Annotated in this window: 24 protein-coding genes; 11 read left to right on the plus strand and 13 right to left on the minus strand. The window is 65.2% G+C overall.

From position 1 onward, the window contains the following. Nucleotides 1–13: 13 nt before the first annotated feature. The 6 genes from ACXPWS_RS15990 to ACXPWS_RS16015 form a co-directional block, all read right to left on the minus strand. Nucleotides 14–1,483 carry a class I adenylate-forming enzyme family protein gene (locus ACXPWS_RS15990; RefSeq protein WP_458713342.1) on the minus strand — a complete coding sequence of 490 codons (1,470 nt, stop codon included), beginning with the start codon at nucleotides 1,481–1,483 and terminating at the stop codon, nucleotides 14–16. Further along, the gene (locus tag ACXPWS_RS15995; RefSeq protein ID WP_458713343.1) at nucleotides 1,473–1,907 is read right to left on the minus strand and encodes a Zn-ribbon domain-containing OB-fold protein; all 435 of its coding nucleotides are present in this window, start codon (nucleotides 1,905–1,907) and stop codon (nucleotides 1,473–1,475) included. Before ACXPWS_RS15995 ends, ACXPWS_RS15990 begins: the two co-directional genes overlap by 11 nt. Beyond that, nucleotides 1,904–3,070, minus strand: a complete 1,167-nt coding sequence (locus ACXPWS_RS16000) for a thiolase family protein (protein ID WP_458713344.1) — start codon at nucleotides 3,068–3,070, stop codon at nucleotides 1,904–1,906. The genes ACXPWS_RS15995 and ACXPWS_RS16000 overlap by 4 nt, the downstream gene beginning before the upstream one ends. A 15-nt stretch (nucleotides 3,071–3,085) precedes the next feature. Further along, nucleotides 3,086–5,443 carry a CaiB/BaiF CoA-transferase family protein gene (locus ACXPWS_RS16005; protein ID WP_458713345.1) on the minus strand — a complete coding sequence of 786 codons (2,358 nt, stop codon included), beginning with the start codon at nucleotides 5,441–5,443 and terminating at the stop codon, nucleotides 3,086–3,088. Nucleotides 5,444–5,454: 11 nt separating this feature from the next. Beyond that, nucleotides 5,455–6,666, minus strand: a complete 1,212-nt coding sequence (locus ACXPWS_RS16010; RefSeq protein WP_458713346.1) for a Rieske 2Fe-2S domain-containing protein — start codon at nucleotides 6,664–6,666, stop codon at nucleotides 5,455–5,457. A 77-nt stretch (nucleotides 6,667–6,743) separates the two neighbouring features. Continuing rightward, a complete protein-coding gene (locus ACXPWS_RS16015) occupies nucleotides 6,744–7,550 on the minus strand; it encodes an IclR family transcriptional regulator (RefSeq protein ID WP_458713347.1) in 807 nt (268 codons plus the stop codon). Between the two features lie 184 nt (nucleotides 7,551–7,734). Here ACXPWS_RS16015 and ACXPWS_RS16020 point away from each other — a divergent pair, with 184 nt between their 5' ends. Then, nucleotides 7,735–8,382 (plus strand): TetR/AcrR family transcriptional regulator, encoded by a 648-nt coding sequence (locus ACXPWS_RS16020; protein ID WP_458713560.1) that lies wholly within the window; start codon nucleotides 7,735–7,737, stop codon nucleotides 8,380–8,382. Here the strand turns inward: ACXPWS_RS16020 and ACXPWS_RS16025 are convergent. Beyond that, the gene (locus ACXPWS_RS16025) at nucleotides 8,379–8,984 is read right to left on the minus strand and encodes a PaaI family thioesterase (RefSeq protein ID WP_458713348.1); all 606 of its coding nucleotides are present in this window, start codon (nucleotides 8,982–8,984) and stop codon (nucleotides 8,379–8,381) included. The two genes, ACXPWS_RS16020 and ACXPWS_RS16025, sit on opposite strands and share 4 nt — an antisense overlap. Nucleotides 8,985–9,763: 779 nt before the next feature. On the opposite strand from ACXPWS_RS16025, the gene ACXPWS_RS16030 reads away from it, so the two are divergent. The 6 genes from ACXPWS_RS16030 to ACXPWS_RS16055 are packed head-to-tail and all read left to right on the plus strand — an operon-like array spanning nucleotide 9,764 to nucleotide 16,205. Beyond that, entirely contained in the window at nucleotides 9,764–11,203 is a 1,440-nt protein-coding gene (locus ACXPWS_RS16030) for a GntP family permease (RefSeq protein ID WP_458713349.1), read from the plus strand. A 26-nt stretch (nucleotides 11,204–11,229) separates the two neighbouring features. Next, entirely contained in the window at nucleotides 11,230–12,438 is a 1,209-nt protein-coding gene (locus tag ACXPWS_RS16035; protein WP_458713350.1) for a CaiB/BaiF CoA transferase family protein, read from the plus strand. Continuing rightward, a complete protein-coding gene (locus ACXPWS_RS16040; RefSeq protein WP_458713351.1) occupies nucleotides 12,435–13,412 on the plus strand; it encodes a beta/alpha barrel domain-containing protein in 978 nt (325 codons plus the stop codon). The genes ACXPWS_RS16035 and ACXPWS_RS16040 overlap by 4 nt, the downstream gene beginning before the upstream one ends. Nucleotides 13,413–13,452: 40 nt before the next feature. Further along, a complete protein-coding gene (locus ACXPWS_RS16045; protein ID WP_458713561.1) occupies nucleotides 13,453–14,397 on the plus strand; it encodes a 2-hydroxyacid dehydrogenase in 945 nt (314 codons plus the stop codon). After that, nucleotides 14,394–15,383 (plus strand): glycerate kinase family protein, encoded by a 990-nt coding sequence (locus tag ACXPWS_RS16050; protein ID WP_458713352.1) that lies wholly within the window; start codon nucleotides 14,394–14,396, stop codon nucleotides 15,381–15,383. Before ACXPWS_RS16045 ends, ACXPWS_RS16050 begins: the two co-directional genes overlap by 4 nt. Before the next feature lie 36 nt (nucleotides 15,384–15,419). Beyond that, nucleotides 15,420–16,205 carry an IclR family transcriptional regulator gene (locus ACXPWS_RS16055; protein ID WP_458713353.1) on the plus strand — a complete coding sequence of 262 codons (786 nt, stop codon included), beginning with the start codon at nucleotides 15,420–15,422 and terminating at the stop codon, nucleotides 16,203–16,205. Between the two features lie 328 nt (nucleotides 16,206–16,533). Here ACXPWS_RS16055 and ACXPWS_RS16060 read toward each other — a convergent pair whose 3' ends face one another. Together ACXPWS_RS16060 and ACXPWS_RS16065 are read right to left on the minus strand one after the other, a co-directional pair. After that, nucleotides 16,534–17,181, minus strand: coding sequence for an RraA family protein (locus tag ACXPWS_RS16060; protein ID WP_458713354.1), 648 nt, complete (start codon nucleotides 17,179–17,181; stop codon nucleotides 16,534–16,536). Then, a complete protein-coding gene (locus ACXPWS_RS16065; protein WP_458713355.1) occupies nucleotides 17,178–18,536 on the minus strand; it encodes an RraA family protein in 1,359 nt (452 codons plus the stop codon). Before ACXPWS_RS16065 ends, ACXPWS_RS16060 begins: the two co-directional genes overlap by 4 nt. Nucleotides 18,537–18,610: 74 nt before the next feature. Here ACXPWS_RS16065 and ACXPWS_RS16070 point away from each other — a divergent pair, with 74 nt between their 5' ends. Next, nucleotides 18,611–19,507 carry a LysR family transcriptional regulator gene (locus tag ACXPWS_RS16070; protein WP_458713356.1) on the plus strand — a complete coding sequence of 299 codons (897 nt, stop codon included), beginning with the start codon at nucleotides 18,611–18,613 and terminating at the stop codon, nucleotides 19,505–19,507. Nucleotides 19,508–19,737: 230 nt separating this feature from the next. Here the strand turns inward: ACXPWS_RS16070 and ACXPWS_RS16075 are convergent, their stop codons facing one another. The 4 genes from ACXPWS_RS16075 to ACXPWS_RS16090 all read right to left on the minus strand — a co-directional run bounded on the left by ACXPWS_RS16075 (nucleotide 19,738) and on the right by ACXPWS_RS16090 (nucleotide 21,956). After that, nucleotides 19,738–20,187, minus strand: coding sequence for a CAP domain-containing protein (locus ACXPWS_RS16075; protein WP_458713562.1), 450 nt, complete (start codon nucleotides 20,185–20,187; stop codon nucleotides 19,738–19,740). A 61-nt stretch (nucleotides 20,188–20,248) separates the two neighbouring features. Then, nucleotides 20,249–20,551 carry a DUF732 domain-containing protein gene (locus ACXPWS_RS16080; protein WP_458713563.1) on the minus strand — a complete coding sequence of 101 codons (303 nt, stop codon included), beginning with the start codon at nucleotides 20,549–20,551 and terminating at the stop codon, nucleotides 20,249–20,251. Nucleotides 20,552–20,659: 108 nt separating this feature from the next. After that, on the minus strand, nucleotides 20,660–21,268 hold the full coding sequence (locus ACXPWS_RS16085) for a hypothetical protein (protein WP_458713357.1): 609 nt from the start codon (nucleotides 21,266–21,268) through the stop codon (nucleotides 20,660–20,662). A gap of 67 nt (nucleotides 21,269–21,335) precedes the next feature. Next, nucleotides 21,336–21,956: a hypothetical protein gene (locus ACXPWS_RS16090; protein WP_458713358.1), complete on the minus strand. Its 621-nt coding sequence runs from the start codon at nucleotides 21,954–21,956 to the stop codon at nucleotides 21,336–21,338. Nucleotides 21,957–22,735: 779 nt separating this feature from the next. Here ACXPWS_RS16090 and ACXPWS_RS16095 point away from each other — a divergent pair. Genes ACXPWS_RS16095 through ACXPWS_RS16105 form a run of 3 tightly spaced genes read left to right on the plus strand, consistent with a single transcriptional unit; the run spans nucleotide 22,736 to nucleotide 25,765 of the window. Next, complete coding sequence (locus ACXPWS_RS16095) at nucleotides 22,736–23,506, plus strand: MlaE family ABC transporter permease (RefSeq protein ID WP_458713359.1); 771 nt, start codon at nucleotides 22,736–22,738, stop codon at nucleotides 23,504–23,506. Then, the gene (locus tag ACXPWS_RS16100) at nucleotides 23,503–24,360 is read left to right on the plus strand and encodes an ABC transporter permease (RefSeq protein WP_458713360.1); all 858 of its coding nucleotides are present in this window, start codon (nucleotides 23,503–23,505) and stop codon (nucleotides 24,358–24,360) included. The genes ACXPWS_RS16095 and ACXPWS_RS16100 overlap by 4 nt, the downstream gene beginning before the upstream one ends. 4 nt (nucleotides 24,361–24,364) lie before the next feature. Next, entirely contained in the window at nucleotides 24,365–25,765 is a 1,401-nt protein-coding gene (locus tag ACXPWS_RS16105) for an MCE family protein (protein ID WP_458713361.1), read from the plus strand. Nucleotides 25,766–25,812: the final 47 nt, after the last annotated feature.

The following is a 25,812-nucleotide window of genomic DNA, read 5'->3' on the forward strand; positions in this document are numbered from 1 at the left end:
GTTCCTATCTGATTCAGCTGAGTTGGCGGGCCAGTTCGCGGCGCAGCAGCTTGCCCGTCGCGTTGTAGGGCAGCTCCGACCGGAACACGACGTCGTCGGGGGTGCGTGAAGATCGCAGCCGGGCGCGGACGAAGGCCCGTAGGTCCTCTGGATCTGGCTGCATACCAGGGACGGCCACGACGACCGCCACGATCCGCTCACCCCATTCGTCGTCCGGAGCGCCGAGCACGGCCACCTCGTCGACCGCGGGATGCTCGACGAGGACGTCCTCGATCTCGGCCGGGGCGATGTTCTCCCCGCCGCGGATGATCGTGTCGTCGGACCGGCCGTCGACGTACAGGTAGCCGTCGGCGTCAAGACGGCCACGGTCTCGCGTCGGGAACCAGCCATTCTCGTCGAGCACCGAGCCGATACCGCGATACTCGCCGGACACCTGGGCGCCCCGGACCCAGATCTCGCCGGTCTCGGCCACCGCGAGCGGCTCGTTGGCGGCGCCGCGGATCTGGCACTCCACGCCGGGGACCATCCGGCCCACCGAACCGAGTCTCGCCAGGCCCACCGGATCTCCGGACATCGCCGCGCGATGGTCGGCCGGCCCCAATACCGCGATGGTGGAACTGGTCTCGGTCAAGCCGTACGCGTTGACGAAATCGGTGTCGGGGAACGCCGCAAGGGCCGCGCGCAGCACTGTCGAAGGCATGCGCGCGCCGCCGTAGGCGATCGAACGCAGCGCGGACGCGTCGGCGCGGGCACCGTCGAGGTGTGCCACGATGCGGGCCAACATGGTCGGAACCACCATCGCGTGCGTCACGCGGTCCGCGCTGATCAGTTCCAGCCAGCGCTGCGCGCTGAAGTCCGGCAGGTACGTCATCCGGCGCCCGGCGTACAGGTTGCTCAGCACCGAACCAATCCCCGCGACGTGGTACGGCGGGACGCTCACCAGAATCGAGTCCTCACCGTCGGCCGACGCGAACTCGACGGTCTCGAGTACGTAGCTGAGCAGATGAGAATGCCTCAGCAACACGGCCTTGGCCGCAGAGGTTGTGCCACTCGTGAACAGCACCACCGCAGGCCCGGCATCGTCGACCGAAGGCTGATCCCCGGGGTCGGTGCTCATCGCCAGGTCCAGCCAGTTCTCGGAGACCACGGCGGCACCGACCGCTTCCGCGTACTTGCGGTCGGCGACTACGAACGGGCGGTCCAACTGATCACACAATTCTCGCAACGCCTCGGCGGACAGGCGGTAGTTCAACGGCGTCAACGGAATTCCGGCCCGCGCGGCGGCGAACATCAGCGCTGGTAAGACGGGGCCGGTCACCCCGACGAACACGACGCTCGCTGCACCTTCGGCTCGCAGCACCCTTGCCCCGCCGGTGGCGGCCCGCTCGAGATCGGTGAAGGTGAGGCCCTCGTCTCGAGGCCCCAACACGATCCGATCACCGTGGGCGCCGACCGCCATGTCGAGTATCAGTTCAATTCCCACTGGGATCCTCCGCATCTGGTTCCACGCAGGGCAGAGTTGCGCCGGCGACGTCGTTGAACAGCACGCGCACCCTCAGCCCGATGCGTACCTCCTCGGTGAGGCAGCCGACGAGGTTGGTGAGCATCGAGAAGCCTTCATCAAACGTGACGATGACGACCGCGTAGGGCACGCTGAACGCCGGTGTCTGCGGTCGCCAAACCACCGTGTGGCTGTAGATCTCACCCCGACCACCGCTGAGACGCCAGTCGAGTTCTTCACCGCCGCAGCCCCGGCAGGCCCACACCGGATCGAACTCGGCCAGGCCGCAGAGGCTGCACCTCTGGTACCGCAACTCGTGCGCGACGCAGCCGTCCCAGAACGGCTGTGAGACCACAGTCGGCTCCGGTAAGGGGATTCCGTCGGTTTGCCACCTCAAGATGGTCATGGACGGTCACTTCCCAGCAGCACGACATCGGTGAAGAGTGCGCCTGCTCCCCCGTTGCTGCACAGGGCAACCCGCACATCGGCAAGCTGTCCGGAGCGGCACTGCTTCTGCAACTGATGAACGCCGCGGGCGACACGCTGACTCAGTTGCACCACACCACCACCGTGGCTGTAGGACATCAGGCCGCCGTCGGTGGTAATCGGCAACTCGCCGTCCAGCCCAATCCGACCGCCGGTGACGAAGTCCCCGCCCTCCCCGTCCGCGCAGAACTCGAACGCCTCGAACTGGCGGATGATCTCGAAGGAGAATGGGTCGTACAATTCGCAGACGTCGACGTCGCCCGGGCTTAGACCGGCCATCGCGAACGCCTTCCTGGCCGCACGGCGTCCGACGTAGCCGTTGGGAATGTCGCTGCTACGGCTGGTGAGGTCCCACCTTGGGGCATGCCGGTAGGCCGGGCCCAGGCAGTCCAGGCCACCGCCGAGAATGTAGACGGCACTCCCCGGAAGGTCGGCGGCCCGTTCGGCGGTGGTGATCAGCAGCCCGCATCCGCCCTCGGACGTCATCGCGCAGTCGAGCAGATGGAACGGCTCGGTAATCATCCGCGAGGCGATGACGTCCGCCGGGCTGAACGGTCCACGGTCGCAGTAGATGGCGTCCGGGTTGACGTGGCCGTTGTTGCGAATCGTCGCGGCCACCTCAGCCATCTGGTCACTCGTCGTGCCGTAGCGCTGCATGTGCACTCGGGCGATCAACGCGAATTCGACTGCGGTGTAAAGACCGAAGGGTGCCACGAATTCATTGGACGGGCGGGTCCACGGCGCCGTCGCATTGCGTTCGGTGTAGGTGCCTGCCTCACCGTCGGCGAGCAGAACGGTGCTCGCCAGGCCGGTGGCTACCAGGCTAGCGGCGAGGAGCACACCGGGGATGCCGCCCTTGGTGTTGGAGTTCCACACCGGCCCGATGCCCAGGGCGTGAATCAGCTCGGGAGCGTGCTTGCTGAACACCGCGTCGACCTCGGTGACCAACATCTGCGCCTCGGCCAATACCCCCCGGGCTGCCTCCAACGTTATCGAGAAGGCGGTGTGTCCGTCGAGCACCCGGGCCTGTCGGGTGTTGTATGCGGCAACGATCGCGACGTCGCGAAAAGGATGTGCGCTCATGATCTCTCGGATTTCCTACACGTTGTCCGGGCGTTCGCCGACTATGCCGTCGACCCGCAGTTGGGCCAGTTGGGCGGTGGTATATCCCGCCGCGCGCAGCACCTCGTCGTTATGTTGTCCGAGCATCGGCGCGGGTCGGCTGAACCAGGGGGTGTCGCGACCGGCCAGCCGAAACGGCAGACCGGGTAGCCGATGTCGACCCAGTTGGGCATGGTCGACGAAGTTGGTGAACTGTCTGGCCTCGTGCTGAGGGTTGTCGAAGGCATCGGCGGGCGGTATGACTTCGGCGGCCGGGACTCCCCGCGCCACGAGTTCGTCCGCGAGCTTCGCCGCATCACGGTCCGCGCAGAACTCGGTGAGCCGCCGGTCGATGTCGTCGTGCGCGCGGCGACGGCCTGCGGCGTCAGCGAGCTCAGGGGCGGCGGCCCACTCCGGGCCGCCGAGCACCACGCGCAGCGCATGCCACTGCTCGTCGGTCGCCACCGAGAGCGCCAACCACGAATCCGTCTCGGCGCAGCGGTACAGATTCTGTGGCGCCCCAACGGGACCCCGGTTGCCGTCGCGAATCAACTCGGCCCCGTACGCGCCGCGTTCGACGACTATCTCGGCGCCGACGTTCAGCGCCGTTTCGACCATCGGGACCTCGACGAATACCCCGGATCCGCGGCGGTCGGCCTGCTCAAGGGCTGCCAAGGTGGCGACGACCGCATGCAGTCCGGCCACGGGATCACACGGGCCCTTCAGCACCATCGGCGCCGCGTCGGGGTAGCCAGTCATCCAGGCCAGTCCGGACGCCTGCTCCATGGTCTGCGCGAAGCCGGTGCGGTCGCGCCACGGACCGTCCAGCCCGAAGGCCGGCATCCGCACCATGGTCAGCCGCGGGTTGCTGCTGTGCAGCAGTTCCCAGGTGATACCGAAGTTGTCCATCACCCGTGGCGAGTAGTTCTCGATCAACACGTCCGCATCGGCCGCGAGGCGGAACAACGCCGCACGACCATCGTCACGCGTCAGATCCAGGGTGATGCCGTGTTTGCCCGCATTGGCACCCTGGAAGACCGCGCCCCACTCCCACCAGCCCTCGAAGCTCGGCGGCTTTGTGGACGTGAACCGCATGCCGTCGGGGCGCTGCGTCGATTCCACCTTGACGACGGCGGCACCGAAGCCCGCCAGCACCTGCGTCCCCGCCGGCCCCGCCCAGAAGCCGGTGAGGTCGATGACCCGCAGCCCGGCTAACGGGTCATCTGTCGGCGTGGCGCGGCCATCACTTCGCGGAATCCAGTCTACCGAGCCAGTGTGCTCCCCCAGTCGAGGGGCGGGCCGTGGCGGCGCCCCGGGATCGCCATCCACCAGGTAGGGCCGGCGCGGTTGATCGAATCGCCCGCACGCGCTGCGGGTGAACACCCCACGGGCAACGAAGTGCGCGTTCTCCGTGACGGTTTCGGGCGTTCCCAGCGGAGACACGGGAATGCGCATCGCACTGGCGATCTCTTCGATCGTCGCGGTGGGCAGAGTGGTAGTCCATTCCTCGATGATCTTCTGGAACTCGGGGTAACGGTGCTGCCGCAGTTTGGGATCGATGATGCCGGGATCGCCGATCACGTCGGCGCGATCGATCATCAGCAGGAAGTCCTGAAACATCTGCCCGGTGATCGTGCAGAAGCCAACCCACCCGTCGGCGCTACGCTCCACTGACGGGATCTCGACGCTACGCCGGGTCAGTGCCGCCCCTGCCAGGCTGGCGGTGAGCGGCGCGTAGAGAGCCATTGCCAGACAGAGGCATTCGAGCATGGATAGATCCAGGTGGTTCCCCTGCGGGCCGTTACGACGCGATGCGGTACGCAGGGCGAGGGCAGCCGCGCCGGCGTAGCTCCCGGCGATCCACTCGCCAAGCCTGCCCCCGGCGTGAACCGGGGCGCGACTCGCGGATCCGCGCGCGCCCGTCGAGCCCGCGGTGGCCTGCAGGGTGAACTCGGTCCATGGGTGGTTCCGCCACGGCCCGGACCGGCCGAACGGAGAGACCGACACGACATCGAGGTGTGGGACGTCCGCCCGGATCCTGGCCAGCGTGTCATCGTCGAGGTGCGATTCGATCATCAGGTCAGCACCGGCGAGCAGGGCGAGAACCTCGGGTGCAGTGGGATCCCCCACCACCGAACGCTTCCCGGCGTTGAGGTAGCAGAACATGGCGCCGTCTTCGCCGCCGAGAGCACTGCCGGACGCCGCCCATCGGCGATACCCATCGCCTGCGGCCGACTCGACCTTCACCACGTCGGCACCGGCATCGACGAGCAGCTTGCCTGCGTAGGGGCCCGCGATGTCATTGCTCAGTTCGACGACCCGGCAGTCTGCCAGCAGACCAGCATGATTGGACACGCTCGGCTCCATCAGCGGCGGGCAACGGCCGGCTGGCCCGGCCCAGCCGGTGCCGCGTCAGCAGGGTTGACCGGAGTGTTGCCCTGCCGAGCCAGGTTCTCTGCGACCTCCCGCTGCCAGAACTCGATCGGCTGCTCGGTGTCGAGCTCGAACTCGAAGCGGTCCGTCATGTCGACCGTGACGTCCTCGACGTCGACGTAGAACTGCTCGTACCACCGACGCAACTGATAGACCGGTCCGTCCTCTTCGGCCAGGAGCGGATTGTCGATGCGCGCCTTGTGTTTCCAGATCTCGACATCCTGAAGGAAGCCAACCTCGACTCCCTTTGCCGTCGCCTCCGCGATCTTGGCCGTCAGGTCATCGGAATGACCGGGTTGTTTCTTGACGATCACCCCCCATTGCAGGACGAAACTTGTCGAGGTGACCGGATAGTGGCAATTGATGAGCACCGTCTCGCTCTTGGTTGCGCCGTTGGAGCCCCAGAGGTAATCGATCATGTAGGCCGGGCCGTGGTACGTCGCGTCGGAACGGCCTTCCCGCTGCTCATCGTCGTCGGATGACTTCGTGTAGTTGGAGCCCAGGACGATGTCGTCGCGGCCAACGGATTTCATGTACTGGCTGGCTTCATGGCCCTCGAAGATGTTCTTGAAGTAGGTGGGGAACGAGTAATGCACGTAGAAGAAGTGCGCCATGTCGACGACGTTGTCGACGATCTCCCGACAATTGGCTCCCTCGATCAGGACCGAGTTCCACGTCCAATCGGTCCACTCACCGGAGTAGACGGCATCGATGCGTGGAATGGTCACGTCTGGCGGCGCCGGGTTGCCTTGCGGATCGTGATACACGAACAGCTGCTTGTTCTGCTCGAGAACGGTCCAGGCCCGCGTCCGCGCCAGTCTCGGCACGCGGCGGGCGTACGGGACCGAGGAACACTGACCCGCGCCCGACCACCGCCAGTCATGGAATGGGCAGGCCACGTCGTCACCCTTGATGGTGCCCCTGCTCAGATCACCACCCATGTGGGGGCAATAGCCGTTGAGGGCGTGGAGGTTTCCGCCGCTGTCGGCGAAGACCACCAGCCTCGTTCCGAAGATCTGCACCCCGTGTGGTCGACCGTCACGAAATCTGTCGGCAATTCCCAGGCAGTGCCAACCTCGGGCGTATCGCTCAGGTGGCGCTTCTGCCTCGATTGCGCGGATCTCCGAAATCTCCATTGATGCCATCACTCCTGCACGGATCTAGAACTGGGTTGGCCCTGGTGTTCATCTCGTAAAGCGATGGGCCACAATGCCTTTTACGCTTATCGAAAGCCGACCGCGACGGCGGCGGGACGCGCGCCGCGACTACGCGCCCGGGGTGCCCCCGACGCCGTGTACCAAATGTCGGCGGCCGCGTTGCGAACCGCAGCGACCGCAGCATCGACGCGCAATGTCTTGGTAGGCCCGCAGATCGACAGCGCGACGGGACCCCGGTCGTCGAGCACGTCGATCGACGCGGCGACCACCGTCACTCCGAGCGCACAGCCCTGTGAATCCACAGCCACTCCCCCGCGCTCGCGGACCCGCTGGAGTTCCCGCTCCAACTGCGCCCTGGAGCGCACGCTGTAACAGGTGGGAGCCGACTCGAAGGTGAACTCCGGCAGTTCCTCGGCCGGCAATGCGGCTAGCAATGCAAGGCCAGGAGCGGCTACCTCCGCCCGCTGACGTGCGCCGATACCCCACGACGAATCCGGCTCGGGCCACAGTCCGGCGCGATCCAGGTGCAGAACCTCGGCCCCGATTAGGGAGCTGAGGTAGACGGTGAACCCGGTCCCACGTTGCAGTCGGGACATCACTGGCGCAGCCGCTTCGTGTACGCCGCGCTGGCGCTTCGCATGTGCGCCCAGCTCGAACATCCGCATGCCGAGCACGTACTCGAATCCGCATCGCTCGACCCATCCCAATTCGACGAGGCGGCGCAGAATCCGGTGCGTCGACGACGGGGGCAGACCTGCCCGTCGCGCCACCTCGGCCAAGGTCAGGGCCCGCTGGCCGACGAACACATCGAGCACCGTGGACACGCGGTCGATCATCGCGGTCGGCGCTTCCTGTATCTGCGTTGTTGCCACTGACGACCTCCTCGTAACGACCGGCTGTGTCATAATCTGTCGAACTGGCAGAATCTGCCAGACGTGAGTGTAGCCACAGTCTTGGGCCGATGTAAAGCAGGTCACACGTGAGCCATCCAGGAATGGGAGACCGACCCGCGTGACCTGCGCGGGTACGGTTGCACGGACGGCGCGGGACGAGAGGATGCACGTGAGCACACCGGCCAGGCAGACACTCACCGAAAGACGCGCCGAGGAACTCCGTCTGACCATCGCCATGGCTGCCCGTGACGTCTTCATCGCCGACGGCGATACCTCGGCGACCGTGGATCGCATTTGCGATATCGTAGGAATTGCCCCACGCACCTTTCACCGGCACTTCGCCGTCAAGGAAGACGTGGTGCTACCACTCTTCGGTCAATACGGGTCCCAGAGCATGCATGTCCTCGATGCGTCACCGGTAGGCGCCGATCCAGTGGAAACCCTCGCGCAGGCGTTCACGACCGGACTAGCCGAAGGTCACGCATTGGACATCGACCGCAGGTTCATGACGCTGATCGTGAACGACCCGCAGTATCGGTTGCGCTGGCTGGACTGGGGCGAAGATCTCGTCGGGCCGATCACCGACTTTCTGGCCAGTCGCTACGATCTCGGTACCGACCGGTTCATCCGCACTCTCCCGGCACAGTTGATCGTTCAGGTCTGCATCCAGGTGTACATCCACTGGGTCGACGCCGGCGACTTCACTGAATTGGAAGACGCCCATCGTGCCGGCATGCAGCTAGTACTAAATGGACTTCAGCGCCGTTCCGCCGATGACCACGTCCCGGCAGTAGCGGCGGCGGGCACCTAGTCGGGCTCGCCGTCGACCGTGATGAAGAGCGCGTGTGCATCCGCGATGATGACGTCACGTTGACGTATTTCACTGCGAGTTAAAATCTTTCGTCCATCCACTGATTCAATGCGGCCGCTCAGATTCAGTGCTTCGCCGATCGCCGCCGCGGCCCGGAATCGCACGTCGAGCCGCGCCGTCACGGCGCGGACTCCCTGGGCCTGAACCAGCGTGCTCAACAACGCGTCGATCATCGCTGCCGCAAATCCGCCGTGGAGGACATTCGGCGGTCCCTCGAACAGTGCCGTCGGAACGATCTCGGCTGCGGCACCACTGCCGTCGACCACAATCCGTAGCGGGATCCCCATCGGGTTGTGCGTGAACACTTCCCACCGCTCGCCGTCACGGACTCGGTCGATCGCCGCCGGGTCGAGATTCTCCCTGCGGCCCATCGGAAGTGACCGCACGCCAAGAATCCGCGTCACGCGCCGCACCAAACTCGTCGCTTCGCGCATCGCTCGGGTATCGACGTCGGTCACTGCGGTGGCAGTCATCAAATCCCGCACGGCACCGACCAACTCGCGAGATGTTTCGACGACCTCGGTGATGTCGCGATCTTCCACTAGACTGCCTCACTGCCGTCAGGTTGTTGCCTCGGGCGCCGATCCGAACACCGCGGACACTCGCTCGCGAAGGCACCTCCAAGACCACTGGCCCGGAACGCTAATGCTTGATCCCGTTACGTCGCGGCGATGTGTCAGCAGATGGAAGGCTCGCCCACACCCTTTGGCCGGCCCACCCACCTCCGCCAGGCGACAGTGGCTGGACCGCGCATCAGGTGTCAGTGGAAGCTGGCGTGATCGCCGCGAGTCGACACGGAGGTACTTCTCCGCCGTGCGGCAACCCGAGGTCATCGTCCAACGAACGCAGCGCAACGCTCAAAGCTCCGCAGGAGTGCGCCGGCAGGAGTTGGCGTCATGCTATGGCGATTTGTTGCTGCACAGGTCTTCCGGAGAGATCACCGTAAAGGCCGACATCGCTGACTGTGCTCGCGACACCTCGGGCGGCGATCAAGCACGGGTCGGCGCGGCACCAAGCGAACGGCTTTCACGACCAGCGTCTTGATGCCGCGGAGCACGATCGCCCTGTTGTCACCGACCTCGATACGTGGACTTGCGTCAGCCAGCGGTTGCGTCCGCTCGAACCGGCCATGATCGCCTGGTGGCCGTTCCCTACAGACTCGCGATGACGACGGTCGATGCGCACTTGCGGCGGATGCGTGACTCGGTATTGCTTATATTGTGAGTGTATGTCCATAATATGGGTGAGCCGTAAATCACACCGCACCTCGTCTGTGATGTGACCCACGGGATTGAAGTCAGTCTCAGAAGGGAGTGCACCCATGTCAGAAACCGCAATCGTCGTCAATACCGCGGTCGCGATCCTCGCCGTGGTGGTGATGATCGTCAGGTTCAAGCTCAACCCCGTCGTGTCACTAGTGGTTGGGTCCGCCTATCTCGGACTCGCCGTCGGCCTCGGCGTCAAGGAAACCATCGACGCGATCACCGGAGGCTTCGGCGAGATCATGGCCGACGTCGGATTGCTCATCGCGTTCGGCGTGCTGATGGGAGCGATCCTGCAGCAGACCGGTGCAATTCAACGACTGGTCGAAATGCTGCTACGAATATTCGGCCCCAAGCGCATGCCCTATGCGCTATCACTGACCATCGCCACCGCGTTGCAGTCGATCTTCCTCGACGTGCTGCTCGTCATCAGCGCTCCGCTAGGCCGCGATCTCGCCAAGCGGATCGGCAAGAACGGCACGCCACGGATCGCGACGGCCATGGCCATCTCCCTCGAGTGCGGCATCGTGCTGATGGTGCCGGGCGTGGCGTCGTTGGCGCTGGCTGGCCTGCTCGGCGTTCCGCTGGGCAAGATGTTGCTGTTCGGTCTCTGCCTGGTCATTCCCACGGTGGCGATCTCGGTGGCCATCATGTCGTTCCTGTTCAACCACGGTTGGTGGGATGCCGAGCGCGACGAATCGCCGTTTCTCGGTGAGGAACCCTTCATCGACGGGCCGACGACCGACAACACCGCTCCGTCGGCGGATGGCAACACATCCTCTCCGGAAGGCGCCACGGCCTCCGCGGCCGGCAGCGGCAGCTTGGCGGTGCAGACTCCATCGGCGACACGTGCGCACACCTCGCTGCTCCTGCTGTTCGCCCCGATGCTGACGTCGCTGCTGCTGATCGCCACCGGAGCGATCCTCGACGCCGCCGACATCCACAACCCCATCGTCACGTTCCTGTCCTCGCCGGTGATCGCATTGTTGATCGGCCTCATCGGCACCAGCTTCGTCGGGCGCTACGCCCTTGGCGCCGACCCGATCCACAAGGCTTTCGCCACCGGATTCAAGGAAAGCGGGCAGATCCTCATCCTGACCGGGGTCGGCGGCTCCCTCGCCGCCACCATCAAGGCCGCTGGCCTGGGCAACATCCTCGGCCAATACTTCACCGCCAACACAGCCGCCCCACTCCTGATGGTCTGGCTCATTGCGGCCGTGCTACACGTCGCGGTCGGATCGGTCACCATCTCCGCAATCACCTCAGCCGGCATTCTCGCACCCGTCGTACCGTTGATCGGGCTGGATCCGGTGCTCGTCGCGCTCGCCGCCGGCGCAGGTTCGCTGTTCGCAGTTCACGTCACCAGTAACACCTTCTGGTTGCTGCAGTCGCTGCTCGGCCAATCCACCCGCGGAGCGTTGAAAACCGTCACGGTCGGAGTGTCGGTGGCCTCCGTGGTCGCCATCCTGCTCATCCTGCCCGCCAGCCTGTTGTTCTGACGCGCGACGCAGATTAAGGAATCATCATGGATCACAACGATATTCGTCCCCTCGAAGGCGTCCGCGTCCTCGAACTCGGAAACTACATCGCCGCCCCGACGGCAGGCCGCATGCTCGCCGACTTCGGCGCCGAGGTCATCAAGGTCGAACGACCCGGCACCGGCGACGAACTGCGCAACTGGCGGCTGTACTCCGGGGACACCTCGATGCTCTATCGCACGATCAACCGCAACAAGAAATCGATCGTGCTCGACCTCAAGTCCGAGGAAGGCCGCAACATCGTGCTCGACCTCGTCCGGCACTGCGACGTCGTCCTTGAGAACTTCCGGCCGGGGACCCTCGAAAAGTGGGGACTCGGACCGGCGGTCCTCAACGATGCCAACCCGAAGCTCGTAATCACCCGCATCTCGGCGTTCGGCCAGACCGGCCCGATGTCGCAGCGACCCGGATTCGCCGCCGTCGCAGAAGCATTCGGCGGCCTGCGGGAACTGGTCGGTGACCCCGACCGCCCGCCGGTACGCACCGGAGTGTCGATCGGCGACTCGATCGCCGGCATCTACGCCGCCTTCGGAACGGTCATGGCGCTGTATCAGCGGGAACGAACGACCGTACCGCTCGACCAGCGCATCATCGACGTCGCGCTCAACGAGTCGATCCTGGCGGTGATGGAATCACTGGTCCCGGACTACCTCGCCTACGGAGTGAAGCGTGAACGCGTCGGCGGCCGGATGGAGGGCATCGCGCCCAGCAATGCCTACCCCTGCGCCGACGGCAACAGCATCATCATCGCCGGCAATGGCGACGCCATCTACCAGCGCTACATGACCACCATCGGGCGGCCCGACCTCGCAGGTGATCCCGACCTGCAGACCAACGCCGGACGGTGGCAGCGCCGCGACGAACTCGACGCAGCCATCGGACAGTGGTCGAGCCAACTCGACCGCAACGAGGCACTGAAAATCCTCGACGACGCCGGCGTTCCCTCCGGGCCCATCTACACCGCAGCCGACATCTGCGACGACCCCCAATACGAGGCGCGAAACATGATCCAGCACTTCGACGTCGACACCGGCGAGACCGAGCCCAAATCCGTCGGCTTCACCGGCATCGTCCCGGTCATCGGCGGCACGTCACTTCCCATCCGCACCGTCGGACCAGACCTCGGAGAGCACACCCACGAGGTGCTGTCGAACCTGCTCCACCTCACCAACGACCAGATCGGAGCACTCGCATGACCACCACCGAACCTCGCCCCTACGTCCCACACGCGGAGTTGCGCGACGTCACACTGCGCGACGGCCTACAACTCACCGCCAAGATGATGCCCACCGAACTCAAGGTGGACGTCATCCGCCAACTGCTGGCACTCGGCATGCCGAGCATCGAGATCGGATCGATGGCCAGACCCGACCTGGTGCCACCGCTAGCCGACACCCTGGACGTCATCGCGGCACTGACGCCCGCCGAACTGGAAAAGTGCTGGGTCTGGGTGGCCACCCCGCGCCATGTCGAGAAAGCCGCGGCCGCTGGAGCACGCCGCTTCCAGTACTGCCTCTCGGCATCAAACTCCCACAACAAGGCCAACATCGGCCGCGACACCGAGACCAGCGTAGCGGCGATGCCCGATGCCATTCGGATCGCGCACGAGGTCGGCGGGTCGATCCAACTGTGCTTCGCCACCGCCTTCACCTGCCCCTTCGAAGGGATCATCGACCCGCAACGGGTCCTCGCGATCGCCGCCGACCCACGCACCGAAGGCGCCGAGCACATCGTGGTCTGCGACACCATCGGCCAGGCCATCCCGACGCAGGTCGCCGACCTGGTCGGTGCGCTCCGCACCGCACAGTCGCAGCGGCGCTTGGTCTTTCACGGTCACGACACCTGGGGCCTTGGCGTCGCGAATACCCTCGCAGCGATCAGCGCGGGAGCCACCATGGTCGACGGCTCACTCGGTGGTCTCGGTGGCTGCCCATTCGCCCCCGGCGCCAGCGGCAACACCGCCACCGAAGACCTGCTGTTCGCGCTGCGCCCCGACTGGCTCACGCCGAAGACACTGGGAGCGGTCGTGGCGCTGTCGGAGGACATCCTCGCCGAAATCGGAGAACCAAACCGCTCCAAGACCGCCCAAGGTGCACGTTCGGCCGCCACCGCATTCCCCTGGGTCCTCGGCGGCGACACCGAGACGACGGGAACGTGCCGTGGCGCATAGCCGTGCCTTTCTGGTGACCTACCCGATACCGCAGATCGGAATGTCCACGCTGCGCGCCGCCGGACACGTGCACGTACCCGCCGATCCGCTCACCCCCGCCGAACTCGCCGCTGCCTGCAGCTCAGGTGAATTCGACGTCGTGGTCGCCCAACTCGGCGATCGGTTCGATGCCGCCCTGCTGGCCGAGGCCAAGATAACGGGCATCTCCAACTACGCCGTCGGCTACGACAACGTCGACGTGGCCGCCGCCACTGGCAACCACGTCGTCGTAGGCAACACCCCCGGGGTTCTCACCGACGCCACCGCCGACCTGGCGATGCTGCTCATCCTGGCCACCGCCCGCCGCGCCGTCGAGGCCGACCAGTTCACGCGGTCCGGGCAATGGACCGGATGGAAGCCCGAACTGCTACTCGGACAGGATGTTTCGGGCGCCACTCTGGGGCTCGCCGGCTTTGGCCGCATCGCAAGGGCCACCGCAAAGCGGGCCGCCGCCTTCGGGATGGACATCACGTTCTGCTCGCATCCGCCCGCTGGCCGACGCCTCGACGAAGCCGATGTGGCCGCGCTCGGGCTCCCCGCCCGCCAGGTCAGCTGGTCGGAGCTGATCGAGACCAGCGACTTCCTCTCAGTACATGTCCCGCTGGCCGAGACCACCCGCCACCTCATCGACCGCAACGTCATGGCGGCGATGAAACCGACGGCCACCCTGATCAACACCGCGCGTGGCCCCGTGGTCGACGAAGCCGCGCTGGTGTCAGCGCTACGCGACGGCACCCTCGCCGCCGCCGGCCTCGACGTGTACGAACACGAACCAGAGCTGAGCCCCGGCCTGACCGACCTGCCGAACGTGGTCTTGCTGCCACATCTGGGAAGCGCGACCGTGCAGGTGCGCAACCGCATGGCCGAACTCTGCGCCGACAACGCCGTAGCGATCCGGGCAGGAAACCTCCCCCCGCACTGCATCAATCCCGAGGCCTGGCAATGAGGATCCTGATCGCGCCTGACAGCTTCAAAGGGACATATACCGCCCACCAGGTCGCCGAAGCCATCGCCGACGGAGTGCGCGACGGCGGCGCGATTCCGATCTGCATGCCCGGGGCCGACGGAGGCGAGGGCACCGTCGCGGCTCTCACCGAACCGCTGGGACTGCAGCACCTCACCATTCCCACTGTCGATCCGTGGAGAAGGGATGCCACCGCCACCTACGGACTGTCGGAAGCGGGGACCGCGGTGATCGAGGTCGCCGCCGCCAGCGGCTATCGCGCCGACGCGGCGAACCGACCTCGGGCCGCGCTGGAGGCCGACACCTACGGGACGGGCCTGCTGATAGCCGACGCCGTAGCCCGGGGAGCCCGCCACATCATCGTCGGTGCCGGCGGGTCTGCTAGCACCGACGGAGGGCTCGGCGCCATCACCGCGATCACCGCGCGTGGCGGACTCACTGACGTTCAGCTCACCGTCCTCATCGACGTCGCAGTCCCCTACTGCGAAGCCGCAGAGGTATTCGGGCCACAGAAGGGAGCCGACCCTGCCGACGTCGAGGTGCTGACCCGAAGGCTGATCGACCTCGCGGGCCAGTTGCCGCGCGATCCTTCGTCGGTACCAGGATCGGGAGCCGCCGGAGGATTGGCCGGAGGATTGTGGGCGACTTTCGGAGCCCAGATGCGCTCAGGGGCCAAATTCGTACTCGACCACAACGGCTTTGGCTCTGTTGCGCACACAGCGTCCGCGGTCGTCGTCGGCGAGGGCCGCCTCGACCAACAAACTCGATCCGGCAAACTGATCAGCGCAATCGTCGAACGTGTGGGCGCACACCGTCCGATCTTCGCTGTGGTCGGATCGCAGACCCCCGACCTCGGGGATTACGCCCAGCACTTCACCGCAATTCACGTAGCGAGTGCTCCTGCTGACATGCGGCGTGCAGGCACCGCGATCGCCGCAGCGATGTGCCTGATCTCGCCCATCACTTGACCAACTGCACGCGACGAACACGGTAGATTCGGAGACATGGGAAACGGCGAGGCGGATTCCTCCGGCAAGCTGCAACCGCTGCTGGTTCTGACGAAGATCACCGAGATCCTCAATGCGTTCACACTCGCCCGCCCAGCGATGACCCTCGGTGACATCCAACAGGCGACCGGACTGCCCACCTCCACCGTGCAGCGGCTGGTCAGCAACATGGCCGCCCAAGGCATGCTGGACCGCGTCGGTGACCACATTCGCATCGGAATCCGAATGTCCTATTGGGCGGCAACCGCACGCAAGGACCTCGACGTCCTCGCAGTGGTGAATCCGGTCCTCAAAGAAATCCGAGACAAGACCACCGAAACTGCGTGCTTCTTCACCGTCGAGCAGAACTTTCGGGTGTGCATTGCCGTCGCCGAGACCCCGCACGCACTACGCCGAGACATGTACGTCGGCAAGGTGATCCCGCTACATGTCGGGTCCGCATCCCGGGTGTTGCTGGCCTGGAACCCCGACCTGGCCGAGCACGTGTTGAGCGCACCACTCGAGCAATTGGCCGACAGAACGGTCACCAGCGCCGACGACTTGCGCAGCCTCATCGCACACACCAGATCAGACGGCTACGCCATCACCGCAGGGGAACGCGACGATTCCGCCTCCGGGCTATCCGCCCCCGTATTCGACTCTGCCGCAGACATCCTCGGTGCGCTGACCATCAGCGGGCCGACGCTGCGCATGCCACAACAGCAGTGCGAGGAATGGATCGACCTGCTCGTCGGCTACGCCGAACAGATCACCCGCACCCTAGGCGGCCGGCCACCGCCGTGACCCGGTCGACCCGTAGAGAATCGTCACCGATGACGTTCTAGCCAGTACCACTCAACCATCGATCAATACCGAGTAGTGCGGCCCCGGAAAGCCCTACATGCGATTCCGAGCCGGATCTATGGGCCGGCGGGTGGGGGTACGAACTCCATCCTCGTTCGGGTGAGGTGTATCGACTGGATCCGCCAGGCGCCGTCGGACTTGACCTACGTTTCGTGGTAGTGGCCGGCTCCGTGCAGCGTGTAGCCGTTCGGGAATACAACGATGTCCGACATCGCCCAGATCGCCGAAGTCGAAGTCGAAGAAGTCGTCGACGAACCCGTGAATGACGTCATGCCCCGTCGCCGAGCCCATAGAGCTGTAGCGTCGTCGCCCCGGACCGTAGTGCCTGAACGATGCGCTGTTCGTCGGTGACGCGGCGGTCAGCCTCGATGAGAACCGCGGCGACGTGGGCGCGTGGGAGCACGATCACCCCATCGGCGTCGCCGATGACGAGATCTCCGGTATGGACTGCCACACCACCGACCTCGACAGGGGTGCCGAGGGCTCCGCGGAACAGTTTGCGGGTGCCCCGAATCGAGGTGTGCCGCGCGAAGACGGGAAACCCCAGGGTTGCCAGGGCATCAACGTCGCGGACTCCGCCGTCGATGACGAGGCCGGCGATGTCGCGCTGCTGGGCGGCGACGGCCAGCACCTCGCCCCAGTGGCCGAACGGGGCGCCGCCGGCGTCGACGACGAGAACGTGCCCGGCCGGTGCGGTCAGCACGGCATGATGCAGCGCCAGGTTGTCGCCGCCGGCTCCTTGGACGGTGAACGCCGGGCCGCTGACCCGGGCCCCTGGCCACGCTGCCCCGATGTCCGGGTCGAGTGCGCGCGGGGATGACAACTCGGCGCCCGGGGTGTGAAGGGTTCGTAGCATTGCCTGGGCCGCCTCGTAGAGCGTGGCGGTTGAGTGTTCGTTGCCGTCGACGTGTGTCACGATTCCCGCCGTCCTGCAAGGGTTGTGGTGGTCGATTGCAGTCGGTGATAGCCGTGGCGCGAGCGCGCCGCGGCCAGCGTGGAGCCCGTCGCGACCGCGCCGATGATGGCGGCCTCGGCGTCGTGGATTCGTTCGGCGATCTCGGCGACCGCGGTGGCGTGCTCGGCGGGCACCACGACGATCCCGTCCGCGTCGCCGCACACGACGTCGTCAGGGTGAACGCTGACCCCGCCCAGAGACAGCGGCTGCTGCACGGCGGCGAGTCGGACACGGTCCTTGCCGGTCCGCATGAATCGTCCGGCACTCCACATCGGATAACCGGTGTGCGCGATTTCCTCGACGTCGCGGCAGACACCGCTGATCACGGTGCCCGCAACTCCCTGGGCGTGGGCAGCGCGGGTCATGATGCCGCCCCACACGGTGGCGTCAGAACGCCCCTGGTTGTCGATGACGATGACCGCGCCGGCGGGGACGTCGTCGAGGAAGTCGCCGACCGTGCCGCCGTCGGTGCCGATGGGCTCATAAGCCACCGTGAAGGCCGGGCCGCATGCGCGGCGTCCGGGCAGCAGCGGGGTCATACCAGGGACCGAGCCTGGCAGTGCCAGCGTGTCGAGAGCATCGGAGATCGCCGCGGTCGATAAGACCGCGAGGCGCTCGGTTGGAGTCCTGCCGTCGGTCGCGGCATCCGCGCCGGGTTCTGCGCGGCCGGCCAGACGCGCGTCGTGCATGGCGGTGTTGATGGGGAGTCCCGAGCGGATGTCGGCGGCGATCGCCGATTCTCGGGCCAGGATCTGTTCGGCGCGGCCGATGACCTCGGCTGCGCGCTGGCGCGGGATGAACGCCACACCGCTGTCGTCGCCGAGCACCAAATCACCCTGCTCGACGGTGATGCCGTCGATGACGACCGGTATTCCCGCGCTCTGCTGGCGCAGGCGGCCCCGAGCGGTGCGCGGCGTGACTGCACGGGCAAAGACGGGGAGCCCCAAGGAGCGGGCCTCGGTGACGTCGCGGCACGCGCCGTCGGCGATGACCCCGACCACTCCCTGGCGCACACTGCCCAGCGACAGCAGACCGCCCCAGCAGCTCACGTCGCGGCGGCCCTCGTTGGCCACCACCAGCACGTCACCGGGCAGGGCCTCGGCGATTGCGCCACTTGCGATGTGCGGTCCCGGTTCGCCACCGACCTCGGGTCCCAGTTGCACCGTTCTGGTCGTCCCCGCGAAGCGGGCCGAGCCGCCCTGGGCAGTCAGTGCCCCGGTCCCTGGTGATAGCCCGCATGCGTCGAGTGCATCGCTGATCACGGTCGAGTCGAGCCGCGCCAGGCGGTTTAGAAGATCCGTATCGGTCCCTGTCATGGAGCCATTGCACAACGTGTGATCTATATTGTGAAGGATCGATCGGCTCATGCACTTATAGGTGGTGTGTATCAATGGTGGAGGTGCGGGAAGCCCGGTACTTCATCGCCGTCGCCGAGGAACTCAACTTCGGGCGCGCCGCCGACCGGCTACAGATGTCGCAACCGCCACTGTCGGCGGCGATCAAAGCTCTGGAACGGCGACTCGATGTCCTACTGCTACACCGCACCACCCGCGAGGTGCGCCTGACCCCTGCAGGCGCGGTGTTCCTCGACCAGTGCCGGATATTGGTCGCCGCCGCTCACGCCGCGGACACCGCCGCCAAACAGGCAGCAGACGGACAGGTCGGTGAACTCCGAATCGGAGCTGTGACAACGGCATTCACCGACCCACTCCCCGCCGCTCTACGGGCCTTCACACGGGTGCACCCGCACGTGGAGGTCCGGGTCCGCGAAGTGGACACTCACGTCGCATCCGACCTGCTCCAACGCCGCGAAATCGACGTTGCCCTCATCCGCCAACTCACCGCTCCACGGGACTGTGAACGCGTCGTACTCAAACACGAGTCCTTCGTCCTCGTCGTCCCCGCCGACTGGGACCTGCCACCGGGGCTGGAGCGCGAACTCGCACTGAGCGCGGAGCTGCCGTGGATCTGGTTGCCCCGCAACATCTCACCGGACTACCACGATCAAGTGGCAGCCTGTTGCCGCACCGCCGGTTTCACCCCGCACTCTCGACACCTGGCGTCGTCGATCACCAGTCAGCTGGCCATGGTCGGATGCGGACTGGGCATCGCACTGGTTCCCGAAAGCGCAACCCATGGGAGCGAAAGCCATGGGTCAACGAGAACCATTAACCTGGCTTCCCCGACGACAATCGATCTAGCCGCCGTGTGGCGCCGCGGACACAACCCACTCATCGCCAGCTTCCTCGCCAGCATCCACACCGACATCGACCCACGGCAGGACTGACGAGCCGACAAGGAAGCCCCTACCTCTCCGCTCCGTTGAACCTGTCCGGCAAGCTAACAATTGGGAGTCATACGAACCATTCGTCAGTAAAGTCCTGAGTGGCGAACACCCCGAGGTCGCCGCCGCAGATCCGATTCATGCCCGGTCCACGCAAATCGACCACCCAGCGGCCAACGTTGCCGCTGAGCCAATCCGGCCCGCGCGAACGCGGCGGCCCGCTCTGCTCGGGATCAATGTGACTTGCCGAAGACGGCCACCACGACCGTGCGATCGAGCCGGTTCTCGGACCACACGCCGATGGTCGTGTTGGCGCAGTCCGACATGATGGCCAGGTATGCGGGATTGTCGTACCACTGGTTGATCAGCTCAATGCCGCTGATCGCCAATGCTGGGTTGATGGCGACGGTTTCGGCGACTGCGCCGCGGAAGCCAGCAGCGTTGGCACGGTCTTGCGGCGTCGACCCGTCGGATCCGATGTCGCCGTCGAGGTTGCGGTTGTCGATGACGTCGACGGCGTGCCATTGAGCGGCGAGCCGCAACTGCGGATTGATCTTTATGTCGGTGGTGCAGCCACTCTGGTGCTGAACGGCATAGATGTCAGCGACGACACTGTCATTGAGCCGCTTGTTGTCCGCGTACGCGTTGGGAGCGGTCAGCGGAACAGCGACGCATAGCAACATCAGCACAGGCAGTATCCCTCGTAAGGTCAGCACGCACGTGTCTCCTTGCTTCCCGGCATGTCTACGTTGCCGACGGGCGATAGTGGGCTGCTGAGTTCCTCAGCTGCCAGATCAACGACGGGCACAACTCATTCACCGCTTGGGATATCAGATAGGAGGCCTGGTAATCGTCGGGGTTGCCCAAGTCAGACTTGACGCCGGCCACGACGTCGCCATACGCACGGTCTTGTGCGACGTAGCCGCAGATACCGTGTCCGTAGTCCGCCGCGTCGTCGGCATTTGTAAAGTTGTATCCGGGTCGCACCGCCACGTTGACCAGATGGGCCACCGCGTCGGCGTGGGCGGTGCTCGCTGCGCCGGGCATCGCAACGGCGATCAGCCCCGCGCAGCCCGAACGAAAAACGGTGATCGCGACTCGGTGCTTCACTGCCTTCACACGAACGCTCGCCGCCTTTCTCATCGTTGACCAGCCTCAGATTGGGTCGAATGCGGAGATCAGCCAGCGGCCGTTGACGTGATCGAGGGTGACGCGAATGCTTGAGGCGGTACTGCTAGGTGCACCGTCGCCGACTGTGATCGTCTGGTCTACGAAAACCAATACCACGGCATTGTTTTCGTTCGCGGACACCGACGCGGCGGCAGGTACCGTCGCCTCCGCCCCGATCTGCTTCTGTTTGGCGCCGGGAATGACAACATCGCGCGTCAACGCAATGTAGGAGTCGCGGAAGCTGCCCGTCAGCCGACCCTGCGCCGCGGTGAGGTCCTCTTCGGCGGTGTCGGGACGGTAGGACAGCATGGCGATGGCGCCCTCCGTGGCCGCGGTCACCGATTGGCTCCGCATCTGCGGGGAGTCTCGCGCGGAGGCATCCACGAATTTCAAATAGCTCGCGGCAATGGCCAACACCAACGCCAACGCAGGCAATAAACGATAGGCAACCACGCGCTTCCACTTGGCCCTCCGGTTGACCAAGTCGCGCTCGGACGTCGGTTCGGCGAGAGGTGCGTCGGAGGTGCAATTGCCGTCGGAGTTGGTCGTTGCGGTAGGAGACTCGCGGACGTCGTTCTTATCGTCGGTAGTCATCGGCGAAACGACTCCGGTTTGCGGGGTCACGGCTGCGTCGGTCGATGTTGAATGTGGGCAGCCTGGCTCATGGCACGAACTCGACGTTGGAGACTTTGGTGCCGCCACCGACCTGCCGCACTGTGACCCGCAGCCGCCAGGATCTGGCCTGCTGGTCGGACACACCGACATTGGAGGCTGTCACGTTCACCGCGACGAGGACTTGCGCCTGCTGATCTTGCTCGGATTCCACCCCAGCCTCGGCGATGGTGCCCATTGACTTCGTCTGCGCTTGGTGGACGAGCGCGACGAACTCCTGGGACTTGCTCTCAACCTGTTCATGGAAGATGCCGGTGGATGACTCAAGGATCCTTTGCATGGCGGCCTCGGCATCAATATCGCTGATCGTGGTCAGGTTCAGCGCACCTTGACGGCCCGCTTGGAGGAACAGGTCCCGCTGCTGCTGGGCCTGGCGGGATTCGTGGGCTTGGTAGCCCAACCAGCCGACGAGTCCACCCAGTGCAATTATGATCATCAGGCTGGCCGCGACTGCTGCGCCAAGCTGGGGCCCGTACCGGCCTCGCGGCGGGACGTGCTCTATCCCGTCGTTGTCCGTCGACTCGACCACATCGAGCTGCTCGTCCACGGATTCAGTATTTTCGTCGACCGGCGTTGTGTATTCGCCGTCATGGTCGAGGTCGGGCTGCACCTCCCGCGCCCCTGGGGGGCGCCTGCGCAGTGATCTTGCCGCGGTGAGCCAGCTGGGTCGCATCGCGCCCCCTTCGCCATCGATGTCGGATTGCGCTGCGCTGCCAAGCTATCGACGCCGCGCAGCCGGTCCTAGCCAAAAGCCGCATCACGTCGAGCCACTTATCGCTGACGACGGGCTGACGGTCGGCCCCGCCTTATCGATCATCGGACCCCACATGCCCAGGCGAACAGCACTGATGACCTCACCGGCGGCGCGCCAACTTGATCCAGTCGATGGCCTCGGTGCGAGCGCATCGACGATCGCCGGGTAGCAACCCTGCGGTTCGTCGCTGGCACCAACATGCGAAGACCGAGTCAGGTACGGGACACAAGTTCGCGATATGGACCTCCGGGGTGCGAATGGTGGCTAGCCGCGTTGTGAGCCGGGTCATAGTGTTCCGACCACTAGGTCCAAAGGGGGCCGAGGCCATGACTGCACTAGGGAGGGTGAATCACATTGGGATTCCGCGCATGTTCCGACCCGATGGTCTACTCCGATCAGCGTGCTCAACACCGAAAGTGGTCGTGCAGCCCATCCAACGGACGCGCGCTTCGCAGCAGTGAGGATTGAGCGTAAGGCCACATGATTCCGCCACTGCTGCATCCTCAACGGTTCATGAGCACGACTTGGGGAGTATCCAGTCTGGCCACAACAGTTCGGTTCCGGCGCTCACTAACGAGCTGGCGTGCCGCTAAAGGTCAAGCGCCGCTGGGCATCAAAGACAATGGAGGTTGCTGATGGGTGTGTCCGAGAGCCCGGCGCTCGCGCCGCTGCGTGGCGTGGGCGATTTCTTCGCGACGGCGCTCGACATCTTCGTTGCCGTGTTCAAACGGCCCTTCGCGTGGCGTGAGTTCCTTGAACAGACGTGGTTCGTTGCTAGGGTGTCATTGGGTCCGGCGATGATGTTGTCGATCCCGTTCGTGGTTCTGGCGGTCTTCCTTTTCAACGTGCTACTCGTCGAGTTCGGCGCCGCGGACCTCTCTGGCACAGGTGCGTCGGTGACTGCGGTCAACCAGATTGGACCCTTCGTCACCGTTCTGGTCGTCGCGGGGTCGGGCGCCGCCGCCATATGTGCCGACCTCGGCGCGCGGACGATCCGCGAGGAACTTGACGCGTTGCGCGTCATGGGTGTGGACCCCGTTCGTGCGTTGCTGGCACCCAGAGTGTTGGCCGTCACCGTGGTTGCGTTGCTGCTGAACTCGGTAGTGACGATGGTCGGGCTCGTCGGAGGTTTCTTGTTCGGGGTGTACTTCCAGCACGTCACTCCGGGTGCCTTCGTGGCGGGGATGACGCTGATCACCGGTCTGCCCGACGTCGTGGTGTCGATGGTCAAGGCGACCGTTTTCGGCTTGACCGCCGGGTTGATTGGCTGTTATCAGGGAACGACGGTGAGCGGCGGACCCGCGGGCGTGGGCAATGCGGTCAACCAAACCGTGGTCTATTCGTTTGTTCTGCTCTTCGTCATCAATGTGCTCATAACCGCCATTGGCTTTGAGGTGACGCCATGAGCGTCAGTACGGTTGCACGCCAACGCTTCCCCGCGTCAACCCGAGCGTTGGGCACCGCGACGTCGGGGTGGCGACGACTGGGTGATCAGGCCCGGTTCTTCGGCAAGACGCTGGGCGCGATGCCGGATGTCGTAATCAACTACAGAGCCGAGCTACTGCGCCAGGTCGCGGCGATGAGTCTGGGTACGGGATCACTTGCCGTCATCGGCGGCACGGTGGCCGTCGTGGCCTTCCTGACCATGTCCACCAGCGGTGCGCTGGCAACCCAAAGCTACAACCAGCTTTCCCAAATCGGGGTCGAGGCCCTCACTGGCTTCGCCTCGGCGTTCGCGAACACTCGCCTGATCACGCCGTCCACCGGAGCCATCGCGTTCGCCGCCACCATCGGCGCCGGCGCCACTGCACAGCTCGGCGCAATGCGGATCAACGAGGAGATTGACGCACTGGAGGTGATGGGCATCCGTTCCATTGCATATCTGGCGTCGACCCGCGTCGCAGCCGGCGTGATCGTCGCCGTTCCCCTGTTCTGCATCGCATTGCTGCTCGGGTACACCTCCGGGCAGTTCGTCGTCACCGCCTTGTACGGCCAATCCAGCGGCGTCTACGCCCACTACTTCAACACCTTCTTCATCCCTGCCGACGCATTGCGGTCCTTCGTCGTCACCGTCGCTCAAGTGACGGTGATCATGTTGATACACACCTATTACGGATTCACCGCGAGCGGGGGACCCGCGGGGGTGGGTGAAGCGGTGGGACGTGCCACCCGTGCCTCATTGATCGCGTCGGCATTCGTCATCATGTTCGTCACGCTGGCCCTCTACGGCCAGACCGGCAACTTCAACCTCTCCGGATAACGCCGTGCCAGGACGAACGAGAACCCCGCGGATCACATCGGAGTGGTTGGCCCTGCTACTGGTGCTGAGCGTGGCGGCCTTTGTCGCACTGAGCCTGGGTGCGTTCAATCGAGCGTTTACACCGACGGTCCCCGTCACGCTGACCGCGGAACGGTCCGGCTTGGTGATGGAGCCCTACGCGAAGGTGAAGATGCGCGGGGTTCAGGTGGGCCGGGTCGCGACGATCACGGAGAACGCCAACGCGGCGAGCCTTCGCCTGGAACTCGATCCCGACAAGATTGCCAACATCCCGGCCAACGTCGAAGCCCGTATCAGTGCGACGTCACTGTTCGGTGGGAAGTACGTCGATCTGATCTTTCCGAACGATCCAAGCCCGCAGCGTCTTTCGGCTGGATCGGTGTTGCAGTCCCAGAATGTCTCAGTCGAGGTCAACACCGTCTTCCAGAACTTGGTGGACCTGATCAAACAGATCGACCCGTACAAGCTCAACGGGGTGTTGTCCGCTCTGGCTACCGGGGTTCGCGGACAGGGTGAGCAGATCGGCGCGTCGATCACCGACTCCAATGAGGTACTGCTGGCGCTCAATCCGCGCACCGACGCCCTCCGCGAGGACTGGCGAGCCCTCAAGGGTGTCAGCGACACCTACGGCGCTGCGGCCCAAGATATCCTCGACACCGTCCGCGCGGCCAGTACCACCGCGACCACGGTGACGACGCAGGCCGCCCAACTAGACCAGCTGCTGGTTGGCGTTGCCGGCATGTCCCGCAGCGGTATTGACCTCATCGGCCCCAACAAGGACAACTTGGTCAGTGCCATCAATCTGTTGCAGCCGACGACCGATCTGTTGATGAAGTACAACCCCGAACTGACATGCCTCCTGGTCGGAGCCAACAAAACCCTCGACGAGCATGAAAAGATGCTGGGCGGCGCCAACGGCAAGTCGCTCATCATGGATGCAGCCCTCCTGCTGGGTGACGACCCATACAGGTATCCGGACAACTTGCCCACCGTCGCCGCCAAGGGCGGCCCCGGGGGCAAACCCGGATGTGGATCGCTGCCCGACGTCGCCCAGAACTGGCCAGTTCGCTATCTGGTCGCCGACACCGGATTCGGCACGGGCCTGGACGTGCGGCCAAATCCCGGTATTGGATTCCCGGGATACGTCAACTACTTGCCGGCGACGCGCGGGATGCCCGCGCCACCGAGCATCCGCTACCCGGGCGGACCGGCACCTGGACCCATTCCCTATCCCGGAGCTCCACCCTATGGCGCCCCGCAATACGGGCCGGACGGCACTCCGTTGTACCCAGGGGTGCCACCGCCCCCGCAGACACCCCCACCCGCTGAGGCAGTGCCCCAGTCCGGCAGTACGCCAACGGATCCGGCGGCTCCCCCGCCGCCGTGACGGTGGCGCGGACCAATGCCGATCACAACGACTCCGAAGGGTGAAGT

The sequence above is a fragment of the Mycobacterium sp. BMJ-28 genome (assembly GCF_054404835.1).